Here is a 12,369-nt window from a genome sequence, read left to right as displayed (position 1 = left end):
GTCAGGTTTTATCAGAACAGTTCGCCAAGGGATTAGTAAGAATAGCGCTGGTGATGGCGTTCGCACTCTTGCGACTTGGCGGTTGATTGATGGCGCGTACGGCAAGACGGATGGCGGATTTGATTGCTGGTAAGGAAAAGGTGCCCTTCTGTCCGCACCATCGAGTCTTTGTTGATCAGTAGGCCAGGCGGCGTGGAAGCTGATGCGTGCGGTCCGGATACCCGCAAGAACCCAAGTTTACGCAATTCTTCTTCAACATTGGTAGGCCTGCCATGATTGGGTTCGATCTCCTGCTGCCTAAGGTCGCCAGAGATGATGGTCATCGAATTTCTGCAACAGGGCAACGGGTGGGGCAGGGGCTGCCAGTTTCGGCCATGGGCCATGCTTCGCGATAGGCCAGATCTGAACTCGGCGCGCACGGTGTTGTGGTCCATGCCTTCATTGACGAGATGACGCAGGGTTTCGACATCCGCATCAGATGTATCGATTAAGGTAGCGGAAGCGAGTTCGACTGTAGTGGGATAATATTCACCGAAATCTGTATAAGGGTTGCTGGTGCTAACATGGATAGCGGCACTTCCATCAGGATCGGATAGTACCAATGTACCATGTTGGAAGAGAAACCCTCCATTTTCCGACCCAGAAATATTGAGTTCGCCGACCGTGAATTGCTGCCCGTCAAGGTAGCTGTAATAGCCTTGCCAATTATTTCCTATGAACGTCGCAACTGCTCCTGGCGCATTGGGAACAGTCCCTTCTTGCCAGTTAGTGGCTTCCCCCCAAAGATAAGTGCCATTGTTGACCCAGGTTTCGGCGTGAACCGAAGATTGTAAGTTGAGCGAAGTGCAGACCGCAACGGTCGAGAGCCACATTAAGTTTCGCCGACGCTTTGAACAAAGTGCAAGCGGAGAATTGGTTAGTGTAGGTTGCCGTCCCATCAATGCCCCCAAAACGCTGCCCCACAGCGATGGGGCTTATATATCATCATCGCGTCTAGCTCTGCAATGCAACGACTTCAATACGGCAGATGCCGTATCACATTGTCGAGAACAGCAAAGATGTGGAGAGGTGGAACGTCGAGCGATCAGCTCAATAGCCGCGACGCCCGCCCGCTGCGCCGCTTGGCAGTGTTATAATAATCGGAGGCTTGCTGCACGGAGCGATGGCGCGATTGTTCCATGGCTTCGGGCAGCGGAATGCCACGATTGGCGGCTTCGGTGAGATAGCCAGAGCGCAGGCCGTGGGCGGAGAATTCTGTGGCATCCAGCCCTGCCATTTGCGCGCGCTGTTTGACGATCCGGTTGACGGCGCTCGGTTCAAGTGCGCGAGCCGACACATTGCCCCAGCGATCAACTTTTCGAAACACGCTGCCCTTGTCGATCCTGGCTGCTTCCAGCCAGCGGGTCAGGGCTTCGATGGGTCGGCCGGTCAGATAGACAGTTTCATCGTGACCGGCCCCACTGGTTTTGGTGCGACCGAGATGGATGCCGAGCGATGGGAGGGGAGAGCCGTCCTCATCGGTGACGGGGGGCTGTTTGACAAGCTGTTCTACACGCAAGCCAGCGACTTCGCTGCGTCTGCGCCCGCCTGAGGCAAAGGCTACCATCAGGATAGCCCGATCCCGCAAGGCGGTGAGATCCTCGCCGGAACAGGTTGCCAGCAGCTTTTCCAGAATATCGCCGGTAATCGCATGGGCACTCTTGCGGCTGCGTGGCCGGTTCAGGGCGCGCACGGCAAGCCGGATTGCCGATTTGACGGACGGCGATGAAAAAGCACCCTCCAGGCCGCGCCAACGGGTGAGTGTCGACCAGTTGGCCAGACGACGGCGGACGGTGGCAGGCGAATGCGGTCCAGATACCCGCAGAAAGCCTTGTCGGCGCAGGTCTGTTTCCACGTTGGCCGGCATGCCATGATCGGGTTCGATCTCCCGTTGCTGCGGCCGCCACAAATGATGCGCAACGAACTTCAGCAACAGGGCTTCCGGTGCCGGGAAAGGCAGGGGGCTGCCAGTTGCGGCCATCGACCAGGCTTCGAGATAGGCCAGATCCGAGGTTAGCGCGCGCAACGTGTTTTCGCCCATGCCTTCATTGACGAGGTGGCGCAGGGTTTCGATATCCTGATCGGTCAATAGCCCAACGAGCCTGTCGAGGCGGTTCAGCGGCAGAACGGCCGCTATCGTATCTAAAGTCTCGGTGCGTTTTTCAATCGAACCTGACGACGAGCTGCTCATTTCGGCAGTCCGTTCTCGTCATATAGTTCATCGTGGTTCGAATTCTGGTGCGTGTTTGCAGGCCTTCCCTTAAGCGCCAGTGCCCGGACTTCATCCCATGTGCCCTGACCGTTCTGCGAAATTGGCACGATCGCGGCAATAGGATCGCCAGCTCGACAGATGATAACCTCGTCATCGCGCAAAACGAAGTCAATCAGTTCGTCAAATCGCTCCGCCGCCTCGGCAATGTCCACGAATACCTTCACCGTTACTGCCCTTACCAGACTCGCTCATGCAGAATCGCATCGAACGCCAGATTCGTCGAGATGAAAGTGCAGTGCTCAAGCCGCGCCTGAGCGGCAAGAATCCGGTCCCACGGATCGCGATGTTCCCAATCAAAATTTGCTGCAAGTTCGGCATGCAGATCGGTGATGGCCAGTGTTTGCAGGCCGCTTTCCGTGACGGCTGCCCGCAGTTCCTGGGGCTTGAGATCAAGCTTGTTCAGGCGCATCTTGTTGTCCAGCTCATAGAACGTGACCGCACTGACGAGGATAGCATTTGCCTTGTCCTCGATCAGTGATCGTGCCTTCGTGGACAGGCGATCACTACCGATTGTCCACCAGTAGACGGCGTGGCTGTCGAGCAGGATTTTCATTGCGTGTTTTCGCTATTGTTGGATTTGCCTTGCCAGACGCCGGTATCATCATTCCAGTCTCCGGCATCGATCGCCGCCTGCTCCGCATCAGCTGTATCGAACAGGTTGTCGGGCAGGCCACGATGGCGCAACAGGCCAAAAGGGCGCTTGCCTCCGTCCGCTGCCGGACCGATGCGGGCGTAAACTTCGTTGCCACGCATGATGACGATCTCTTCGCCCTGGTTGGCGCGATCGAGGACTTCGGCGAAATTCTTTCGGGCTTCGCTGATCTTGTAGCTTGTCTGGGGCATCGGGACCTCCGGGATTGGTCATACGCCATTGATACCATTGTTTTACAGCACGTACAAGTGTCTCGTACATATCATATCCGATAACCTATACTTATCGAAGGTCAGAGACCAACATAGTTAATGTCCCAGTAACCATACTGAGTGTCATTTTAAGTTGAATTGAAGAAGCAATAGTTAATAATTACAATTTGATAAAGCTGAGAAGTGCCGGTTTTTTGAGAATCGGAAATCGGGCCAACCTATCCGTTGACGCCGTTTTTCTTTTCCGGCATCCGGTCGCGCGCATCAGCAAGATCATGCGGGGAGGGCGATGGGTTCACGACGATGCACAGCACTCACGCTATGGAATGAAGCTCGCGATCATCAATAAAGCCGCAGCCTACCGGAACTTCGCTATTTGTCGGCTATGGTGTGGGTAGCAGACGGCCGACTATCCAGCTTGCAACGGCTGCTTTGCGCTCTATTCCTGCCGTTCGAATGACAACTTAGATTTGCCAAAAGCCGACACTGCTTATGTAGCAGCCGAGCCCCAACCGATTACTTCGGTGTATATGTTCGAATCCCGCACGGTCCGCCAAACACCGCCGATTGCGCGATATTGCCGCCGATAGCCGCCGATCACCGCACCAGAATTTTCGGGTTCGCGGAAGTTGCCCCGCCGATAGCCCTCTATGGCACGATAAAAGGCAGGTTCTCACATGCCACCGTGTGAGAACCTCTCACAGCAAATCACCGCCGATTTTGCGACAACAGCCCCGCACTTAGGCAGTTGAATACCGAAATTAGGGCCGAAAGGACGCGGAAGAATTACCCGCGGTAGGCCGAAAGCTCGTCGTCTTTTTCGGTCCGACCTTTAGGTGCCTGATTAAATAGTTGGTTGAAGCAGGTAGTAGGCGTGGACTATTGTAATTTGATGAGGGCCATTCGCCTGGAGGTGATTGCTTTTGAAGGCGTTCGGAAGCCCAATTTCGACAGAAGATCGATAGTCTATCCCAGCACCATATCGGGCAGTCAGCCGAGCCCCGATATTCCCAGAAGTCCGTTCGAGCGGACCGGTTCGCTCCAATCCAACCATGATCGCCCAAGGATGGTTGCGCGCGTAGTCGCCGATAACGATCCGATCGACACCCTCGGCGACGTATTCGCGATCCGTGTTCCGATCATTGGTGTCTAAATACTTGAATTCGAGGCACAGATAATCGCCGGTCCGGCCGATCTGCCGGAGGAACACGAGACGAAAATCTAGCCTTCTTAGCTCGGCTACCGCCCCTGTCGCACCTGCAATAGGTAGCTCAGGCTGATGCGTGATATCGTAGCGCGGCGAACCGGGAGTTTCATCACGTGCCCGTTCGAAATCAAGGAAGAGTTGCCGCGTGAAGCGTGGTTCAGTCAGCCTCACGTCGCCCACGATCGAGACGGTTTGATCGAGGGCGCGTCCCAATGTCTCAAGCACGACGCGCAATACCTGGGGACGGGCACGGTAAAAGCCGTTAGGGCGAGCGAGCGCGCTCGGGGCAAGGTGCTCGATCAGGATACTCACGCAGCACCATACTCGGCAGCCGGAAATGCCGGGTTCATCAGATCCGAGACAATTTGATCGGCATCGGTCTGCCCAGCCGCTGGCGAGAAACACCGATATTGGGCAGGTTTCAAGACATAGGCGAACGATCCGACATAGAGCCGCAGCGACTTGGATGGCTTCAGATATGGCAGCTCGGAACCTCCGAGAAATTCAAGGGGAGCATCACTCATCTCCTCCATCGTCCCAAGACTGAGCGCTGTATCCTGCGCGGGTTTGCCTTGGATCAGTCCAAAACGAAGAACGACCACGTCGTGGGTAAGCCGGGTGTATCGATCAGGGAAAAGGCGTTCATCCTCAGGCTCTGTCGCGAACGCGTTGAAAGCCGAGCAGAGGTTGTGTGCATAAAGGCGGAGTTCGGCCTCAACTGGTTCCGCTTCCATAGCCCGCCGCGCGGTTTCGGTTTCGAAGAAGATCGCGCGCGTCCGCCGATCCGCATCGGCTAGAAGGCTTCTGTCATCCTCGTTCAGGCCCGCCAGATTCTCGATGATCTCATCAATACGAGCAGCTGCATCGCGAACGTCGTCCGCGTCCTCGTTGCCCGCAAGCCAATCATAGGCACCCGCAAGCGCTGCTATGTCACCTTCAGACAGCTTCTCGAACAGAGGTAGATAGAGAGCTTCGAGATCTACGACCTCAACCTTCGTCTGCTTGACGCCCAACGTGCCAGCGGTGAAGGCGAGCTGATGCGCGACAAAGCGTGAATGCATCATGGCGGCGAAGGCCCGACCAAGCGCCGCGGGCTTGTCATGGAACGACACGCCGACGAATGAACTGTTGTAGGCGAGGTCTCGCCTGTCCACCGCGGCGGTGTATCGTCCGTAGAGTGGGGCGGCGGTCAGTGACCCCTCTGGCAGAAGCACGACTGGCCCTTTGAAAAGCGCCGGCTCACGCGATCGATTGACCTCCTCATCATTGAAAATGGGAAGGTCGATAGCAATGCGTCCCTTTTTCAAGTCCCGCGCGGTAACGTGCGGCAGGCCGCGTAGATGCGCAGCGTCCATACCGGAACCGGCGCGCAGTCCCCGTCCCGCCGGTACATCGGCAGCGACGCACCATGCCTGGAAAGAAGCAAGGCGTGGATTGCGCGACAGGCGTTCCAGGAACCACGCATCTCGACTTGTTCCAAACGTCGCAGCCTTTACCAGTCCCGGTTGCGATTGGAGCCTGGCGAGATCGAGGAGCTTTGGCGGATCCGCCGGCAGTTCGAACACTCCGGTCCGATTGAAAGACGACGACCATGGAAAGTTCAAGACCGCGACCGATCCCTTGTCGACGGGCAAGCAGTTAGAGAGAAACAACATTGCCGGCCCTGCCGCTCGTTTCTTCTGGCTCCCGTCTCCCGCAGCACCTTCATATTCTTGGAAAAGCCGCGACGTCCGCAGCTGTGAGAGATTGACTAAGGTCACGTTCTCAAAGCTACGCAGGATGGCATCCCGGGCCGCATGCGTTGCTGGAGCCTGACTGAAGAACGGAGTCGCCTTCAACACCAGAGCGATCCGCGTATCAGAGCCGCCCAGTTCCCGGCACCGCCAGAGAAACGGCCAGTCGGTCGATCGCGGCGGAATCGGCAATCCTTTTAGCCGCGCATAGGTTGTTCCCGACCGTTGACCGGGAAGGTCATTAGCGAGGGCAGGTGTGATATCGCTGACGGTAAGCTCCTCATCAATTGCATCCTCGTCATCGAATGCCCGCGCAAGTTCGCGGTCGAGAGCCTTTTCGTCGGCGCTGCATGTCCAAGGTGGATTACCGACGATGACTTCGAAGCGCTGATCGTGGCCATTCGGTAACAGACGTGTCTCAAGGCCGGGCTCGAAGGTGCTCGTGGCAAACAGCACCTTATCCATTAGCGGTTCGAATTTGAGGCAGCTCAACCCGTCGATTCCTCGAGGGGGATCAGGATCCAGTTCGAGCAGAGCGAGATAGAGACTGAATGCCGCGACAGAAAGCGCGGCAGGACTGATATCCACGCCGCGAACTTGCTGGAGCAGTGTTTGGCGGATCAAGGTCCGCGTAAGCGGCGAATGGCGAGCCTGGAGCCAGACGAGACGGCGCAGGCTTTCCACGAGGAAAACTCCTGACCCGCAAGCCGGATCGAGCACTCGCGCCCCTGGTTCCAGTCCTTCGAAGACGGGATCGAGCACCAGATCGACGAGGTTGATCGGAGTGTAGTGAACCCCCGCCTTGGGAGATCCATCCGTTTCGGACATATGGACGAACTTCTCGTAGATCGAGCTGATCAGTTCGACCGGAATGGCGTCGAAACGGAAAGGAAAGAGGCGCCCTTGGCCATCGACGATGCTAAAGTGGCCGAAAAAGTCTGCAAGCGGACCGATCGGATCGTCGCTCTCGCTGAGTTGCGCGCGTTCGCTTGCCTCATCCTCGATCGGAAAGAGATCGCCGTTGAAGGTTGCCCGGATCCATCGAAAAAGCGCATAAGCCTTATCAAGGTCCGACAGGATAGAATAGAGGTTGGGCGCACCGAAGTGGCTTTCAAGTTCAGCTGCCGTCAGATACCCGCGGTGGACCAGATACTGAAAGAAGACACACCGACCGACGAGCTTCTGAGCCAGGGATGGCTTCAGCCCGCGCTTGACCAGCGTTCGCAACAGTTCGCCGAGTTCGCCCAATAGGACGTTATCGATGCGCGTCCGACGGTCGATGTCGCGGGCGAGTGCGGATTTCCAGAACGAACCCATTGCGACATGACGGCGACCGCACGCCTCTTCTATCTGCCTCATCGCCGACACCAAGGCGTCGCCGATTGCGAATTCAGCGATCAGTGGCGACCGTTTCGCATATTCCTCCGGGGGCTGATAGGCATTGTACAGTCGCACATATTGTGGGGTCGTCACCCAGAGTAGCGGTGCGACACCAAAATTCCAGGCGGTCCGATGCCAGTCGATCTCCCTTTCGTCGGTCGCATCGGCAGACTTGAATAAGATGACTGGAGACGTGCCTACCCGGAACACCGCGTCGGCGCCGAGGCTGGCATCGTTTTGAGTGAAGATCGGACCCAGCCGTGCGGCATCGCCAGCCGACTCCAAAATAGAGTCAGGCAAGATCAGGCCTTCGGCAGGGGCGCCGCCTTCAACCAAGTAACCGGTCTGCTCCAGGACATGTCGGGCGAAGTCTTTCATCGTGCGCCTACTGCAGTCGGAGGGAACTGCAGAAACCCTTGCTGCTGCTCGACCTCTGATGTGACAAGCGCAGTGCGCAGCCGCGCCACAATCGGCGCGCAAGGTATGATGATCGCAGTGGCGGCATCTGCGCTTGACACCTGCGGTGCGCACGCGTCAGCCACACGAATCCCGTCACGCGAAAACATCACGATACACGTTTCGAGCGAAACCCAGGACTGCCCCCGGCACGCTGCGAATAGGCGATCGAAACGATCGGTCATGAGCCCCACCCGCACACCATAGTCCTTCACCAGCTCGCCGATGATCGCAAGGGCAACAACGTCGCCGGGCGTGAAGGTCGGACCGTGCCCTTTATGAGCGACCAAAGCGGGAATAAGCTCTCGCCAGGTTCGGAAACCGTCGACAGACAGGTCGAGAAGATCACGTACTTGTCCTTGGGTATAACGCATGGAATCCACTTAGCTTGGGGTCTACCCCGAGGCAACAGGGGGGGTGCCCCGTTTCCGTTCTTAACTTGTTCTGTTCCCGCAGTCTACGCCTTGATCTCATTTCGGTGCGTAGCCCAGAAATTCTTGGTGCTCATGGCGTTCGACGGTCCACCGCTTCGCACCCTCCGGGCGTTCGCGGTAGCGGCACGCGGTCAGCAAGAGCCGCTGTTTTGCACGGGAGATACCGACAAAATATGCTGCGCGTTCCGCTGACGGCTCTCCCCAGAACGTCTCGCCTTCGACCCCTAGGATGACGACCGTATCAAACTCCAGACCCTTGCTTTTGTGCACCGACATGATGCGGACAGCGCTGTCGCCAGAAAAGGAGGCCAAGGCTGTTGTCGGATCCGCGCCGCTTTGTAGCAGCAGATGCGCGCGTTCGAGTACCTGGTTGATCAGTTGATCGAGGCGACCGCCGTACGCATAATCCGGCGACAGCGCGATGAGATTGTCGCGGCCAACCGCATCGGTCAGTGCCATAGCGAGAGTTTGCAAGCCGTTGATGTGTCGAAGATCGATCTCATAAGCCGCGATCTGCCGCTTGGTTTCGGTAACGAAGCGATCCCAACGTGAGCGCAGCTGATATTCACGTTCCTCGTCATAACCGTGGTTGAAGACAACGAGATCTAGCAAGCGGCGATAGGCGGCGGGTTGCCTCGAGCCGCTCGCGATCAGGAGAAAATCGATGAGCAGACAGGCGACCGGCTCCGACGCTAAGTCCTGTTCCTTGTCCTCTTGGCGAAACGGGATCTCAGCTGCCTCGAATGCGGCCGTGAGACGCTGGCAATAGAGATTTTGCTGTTTGCTGACGAGGATCGCGATTTCCGAGGGCTCAACGCCATCGTCGATCAGGCCGCGGATCCGCTCGGTCAGGCCCGCGGCTTCGTCGCCGTCATCGTCGAAACGAAGAATGCCGATCTCGCCCTCGTCGCCGACAATATCCGCATCGTCGAGCGCGGCCGGTGGATCCATCACTTTGACCATCGCATTCTGCATGCGGCGGAGCCCCGGTGCGGATCGGAAATTCTGGTAGAGATTGCGCGGCAGCGCATCGAAGGCAACGGAAAAGGTCTGGAAGATACCCTCGAGCGCGCCGGCCCAGCCCATGATGCTTTGCTTGGTATCGCCCACCGCCGTCAGGATTGTTGAGGTGCCTCCGAAACAGGCGAGTATCAGGCGATATTGCTCGGCCGTACAGTCTTGGAATTCATCAAGGAAAACATGGGTGTAGGTCTGGCGTACCGCGTTGCGCGCGACGAGACTGGCTTCGATGATCATATGAGCGAGCGGCACCATGTCGGCGAAGGTGATGGACTGGTGCTGTACCCGGCGCGGGCCAATCGAATATTCCGGGTCTAGCGCATCGCGTCCGGTAAGCACCGGACGAAAGCGATCGATGATCCGCTTGGCGAATGCATGGAAGGTGTGGCTGTCGAAACGCGCGGCCAGATCAGGTCCGCAGCGTTTGCGGACGCGCGCCTTGAGATTCTGGCTGGCATCGGTCTTGAACGAAATAGCGAGAATCCGCCGCGGATAACGGCAAGTACCCGTGCGAAGCAGGAAGTCGGCACGTTGCGCCAGCATCTCGGTCTTGCCGGCACCCGGGCCTGCGGTCAGCACCATATTGCGCGCGATCTCCGTAGCGGTGGCCAGCGCGTTTGGCTCGAGCGTCAATCCATCCGCGGGCGACCATCGCTCGACCGCGATCATTCCGGCAGGCTTTCCAGTGCGGTTTCGACATGGTCGAACAGCGCGGTAATGACCGCAGGCATGTCGGCCGCGAGCTCAGCATCGTCGAGCACGGCCATCGCCCGAATATGCCAAGTCGGCTTGCTACCAAGCTTAAAGCGATGGTAATAGGCATCGAACAGCTCAAGCTGTTCGTCGGTATATTGGCCCGCGACGGTTTGGTGCTTCTTGCCTAGGACAGCCTTGAGCGTGGTGTCGTCTGGTTCCTCACGTTCGTCATCATCGACTTGATATACCTCGGCAAACGCCTCGATCATCATGAAGTCAAGATCGAGCGGCGACGAAAAAAAGACTCCTCGATCTTTGAAATATTCGAGCCAGTCGTCGTCATCGATCAGCAGCCCCTGTTCGCTGTCCCAAGCCGGAATGTCCGCAATATCGGCTTCATCAATGCCGGCGTTTTCGACATCGCCATATTTGAGGAGCTGCTTGGCGGCATATTTGATCCGGCCCCAGCCGCCCTGATAGCGAGCAAGGTCGAGGTCGAGCAGGGTGACGTGCGGGATGCCGAGCCCATGCAGCAACCGCCAGAAATGATTGACGTGGCGCCCGCCCAAGGGAACAATCGAGATCGATGCATCATCAGTGAGAATCCCACGGGCAGCGAGCAGTCGCGGGAGTACGACCTCCTCACTGTCGCCTTCTCCCAGAATCACAAACCGCGAGAAATACAGTTCCGGAAAGGCCTGTACGCCTTCGCGCACATATTTTGCCGCGTCCTCATTTTGCGGGAGCACGACCCGAGCAATGACCGTTCGACGATTGCCGTCTAGCCGTAGATAGCGGATGGTCTCGGGCGCAACACGGCGAAGGAGCGACGGCGCGTGTGTTGCCACCAACGCCTGTGTGTTCTGACCTTCTGCAAATTCCGAGATCGCGCGGATGACACGTCCCAAATAATGCGGCGACAGGCTGTTCTCCGGCTCTTCGACGGCAATCAGTGTGAAGATAGCGGGCCGCAGTTTGTCGATGTCAAAACCTTCTAGCTCACCGGCGAGCACTTTGTCGCTGATCTTGCGCATTGCGAGCACCAGCGAGATATACAGTAGTGACTGTTGACCGTCGCTCAGCCGCGAAAAATTGACGAGGGGCTCGCCGTGTCCCGGCGTGAACGTAAGGCTCAGATGGCGAAGCAGCGCGTCGATCTCACTCTGCGCGAAAGAGACAGCGGGGCTGGCGAAGAACTGGCCCTTGTGAAGCTGGGTCCAGATCTCGGTCAGCGACTCGCCGATTCCTTCGATGGCGGCGTTGCCGGTCAGGGCAGCGGTAATCTGGGCTGTGAGATCGCCGATCGCCTCGCGCTCGAGGCTCCAGTCTGCCGCCCGCAATGCCCGGCCCAACAACGCATTGGCGGAATAGGAGATATGGTCAGACGGGTCGCGGCGAGCAGGTAGATAATGCACCTGAACGGCGTTGCGATCTTGCTTGGAAGCCCGGCTTTCCTCGATCGGCAGCCCGTCATCGTCGATCTTGGTTACATAGGTGAAGGTCTCTTCGATATCGCCATCCTGATCAAGCGTTGCCGCCAAGCGGAAACGGACGCGAACAACTTCGTCGTCATCTACCATCAGCATATGGGCGAAATTGCCCGGCACTGCGGGCATGTCGGCATCTTCCAGTTCGAGCTCCGGAAATTCGAAATCGGCTTCGATCCAGAGCTTGCGCTCTTCCGGTGCCTCATCGGGCGCCTCATCGGCCGCAATGTGGAAATCGGAGGTTCTGATTTTGCGCAGCGCAGGATCGAGACTGAACATCCTCGCCAGTGCCTGCAGCACCGCGGTCTTGCCAGTGCCGTTTGGTCCGAGGATGAACGTTGTGTCATCTAACGTAATGTCTGTCGCGACGCTCCCAAAGCATCTGAAGTTGCAAATACGCAAATGCGTAAGCTTCATCGAATCCTCCCCCAAGCGATCCGCACCATCACCGAATATTGCGATGCTCTTCAATGAACTATTTTCTGTAAAATGTCTTGTAAATAACCGCTTTTAACCTCGGCGTATAGAACGAATGAAAACTGGAATGGGGGAAGCGACGTCTGGTGGGTGCCAAGCAGCGCAGCTGTGTCCGTATGCTTATTTGGTAGGGTTATAGAGGGCTATGGAGTAGATATAGTTCTCATCGCTATCCCGCATGGCCCGCCGGATGAGATTCGAACCGGTAGTTCGTGTTTCGAATGCGCTGTGGATGTCTACTTTATTGACCTTGTTCATTGGAACCGGACTGACAGCTTACGGCCCCATTGCAGCCGTTGCTGTT

10 protein-coding genes are annotated in these 12,369 nt (G+C 57.3%); all 10 read right to left on the bottom strand.

Going from position 1 to position 12,369, the window contains the following annotated elements; all coding sequences use genetic code 11:
• Window positions 1-32: 32 nt before the first annotated feature.
• The gene (locus CEV34_RS27130) at window positions 33-872 is read right to left on the bottom strand and encodes a hypothetical protein (RefSeq protein ID WP_094544454.1); all 840 of its coding nucleotides are present in this window, start codon (window positions 870-872) and stop codon (window positions 33-35) included.
• Between the two features lie 212 nt (window positions 873-1,084).
• Window positions 1,085-2,230, bottom strand: coding sequence for a site-specific integrase (locus CEV34_RS21060; protein ID WP_094544453.1), 1,146 nt, complete (start codon window positions 2,228-2,230; stop codon window positions 1,085-1,087).
• Window positions 2,227-2,475, bottom strand: a complete 249-nt coding sequence (locus tag CEV34_RS21055) for a type II toxin-antitoxin system Phd/YefM family antitoxin (RefSeq protein WP_235819139.1) — start codon at window positions 2,473-2,475, stop codon at window positions 2,227-2,229. Before CEV34_RS21055 ends, CEV34_RS21060 begins: the two co-directional genes overlap by 4 nt.
• Window positions 2,476-2,486: 11 nt before the next feature.
• Window positions 2,487-2,864: a type II toxin-antitoxin system VapC family toxin gene (locus CEV34_RS21050; protein ID WP_094544452.1), complete on the bottom strand. Its 378-nt coding sequence runs from the start codon at window positions 2,862-2,864 to the stop codon at window positions 2,487-2,489.
• Window positions 2,861-3,154 (bottom strand): type II toxin-antitoxin system Phd/YefM family antitoxin, encoded by a 294-nt coding sequence (locus CEV34_RS21045; RefSeq protein ID WP_007881699.1) that lies wholly within the window; start codon window positions 3,152-3,154, stop codon window positions 2,861-2,863. The genes CEV34_RS21050 and CEV34_RS21045 overlap by 4 nt, the downstream gene beginning before the upstream one ends.
• Before the next feature lie 865 nt (window positions 3,155-4,019).
• The gene (locus CEV34_RS21040; RefSeq protein WP_094544451.1) at window positions 4,020-4,694 is read right to left on the bottom strand and encodes a hypothetical protein; all 675 of its coding nucleotides are present in this window, start codon (window positions 4,692-4,694) and stop codon (window positions 4,020-4,022) included.
• Complete coding sequence (locus CEV34_RS21035; RefSeq protein ID WP_094544450.1) at window positions 4,691-7,873, bottom strand: N-6 DNA methylase; 3,183 nt, start codon at window positions 7,871-7,873, stop codon at window positions 4,691-4,693. Before CEV34_RS21035 ends, CEV34_RS21040 begins: the two co-directional genes overlap by 4 nt.
• On the bottom strand, window positions 7,870-8,325 hold the full coding sequence (locus CEV34_RS21030) for a hypothetical protein (protein ID WP_094544449.1): 456 nt from the start codon (window positions 8,323-8,325) through the stop codon (window positions 7,870-7,872). The genes CEV34_RS21035 and CEV34_RS21030 overlap by 4 nt, the downstream gene beginning before the upstream one ends.
• Window positions 8,326-8,421: 96 nt before the next feature.
• Window positions 8,422-10,074, bottom strand: coding sequence for a UvrD-helicase domain-containing protein (locus CEV34_RS21025; RefSeq protein ID WP_094544448.1), 1,653 nt, complete (start codon window positions 10,072-10,074; stop codon window positions 8,422-8,424).
• The gene (locus CEV34_RS21020; protein WP_094544447.1) at window positions 10,071-12,005 is read right to left on the bottom strand and encodes an AAA family ATPase; all 1,935 of its coding nucleotides are present in this window, start codon (window positions 12,003-12,005) and stop codon (window positions 10,071-10,073) included. The genes CEV34_RS21025 and CEV34_RS21020 overlap by 4 nt, the downstream gene beginning before the upstream one ends.
• Window positions 12,006-12,369: the final 364 nt, after the last annotated feature.

This window comes from Brucella pseudogrignonensis (assembly GCF_002252525.1).
Lineage (GTDB): Bacteria > Pseudomonadota > Alphaproteobacteria > Rhizobiales > Rhizobiaceae > Brucella > Brucella pseudogrignonensis.
Note: the sequence above shows the minus strand (reverse complement) of the source record. Positions and strands in the feature narration are given on the sequence as shown.

What these genes read in the sequence shown, in the direction of transcription:
- CEV34_RS21025 (WP_094544448.1), bottom strand. Translation starts at nt 10,074, where the DNA reads ATGATCGCGGTCGAGCGATGGTCGCCCGCGGATGGATTGACGCTCGAG.
- CEV34_RS21020 (WP_094544447.1), bottom strand. Translation starts at nt 12,005, where the DNA reads ATGAAGCTTACGCATTTGCGTATTTGCAACTTCAGATGCTTTGGGAGC.
- CEV34_RS21050 (WP_094544452.1), bottom strand. Translation starts at nt 2,864, where the DNA reads ATGAAAATCCTGCTCGACAGCCACGCCGTCTACTGGTGGACAATCGGT.
- CEV34_RS21035 (WP_094544450.1), bottom strand. Translation starts at nt 7,873, where the DNA reads ATGAAAGACTTCGCCCGACATGTCCTGGAGCAGACCGGTTACTTGGTT.
- CEV34_RS21045 (WP_007881699.1), bottom strand. Translation starts at nt 3,154, where the DNA reads ATGCCCCAGACAAGCTACAAGATCAGCGAAGCCCGAAAGAATTTCGCC.
- CEV34_RS27130 (WP_094544454.1), bottom strand. Translation starts at nt 872, where the DNA reads ATGTGGCTCTCGACCGTTGCGGTCTGCACTTCGCTCAACTTACAATCT.
- CEV34_RS21030 (WP_094544449.1), bottom strand. Translation starts at nt 8,325, where the DNA reads ATGCGTTATACCCAAGGACAAGTACGTGATCTTCTCGACCTGTCTGTC.
- CEV34_RS21060 (WP_094544453.1), bottom strand. Translation starts at nt 2,230, where the DNA reads ATGAGCAGCTCGTCGTCAGGTTCGATTGAAAAACGCACCGAGACTTTA.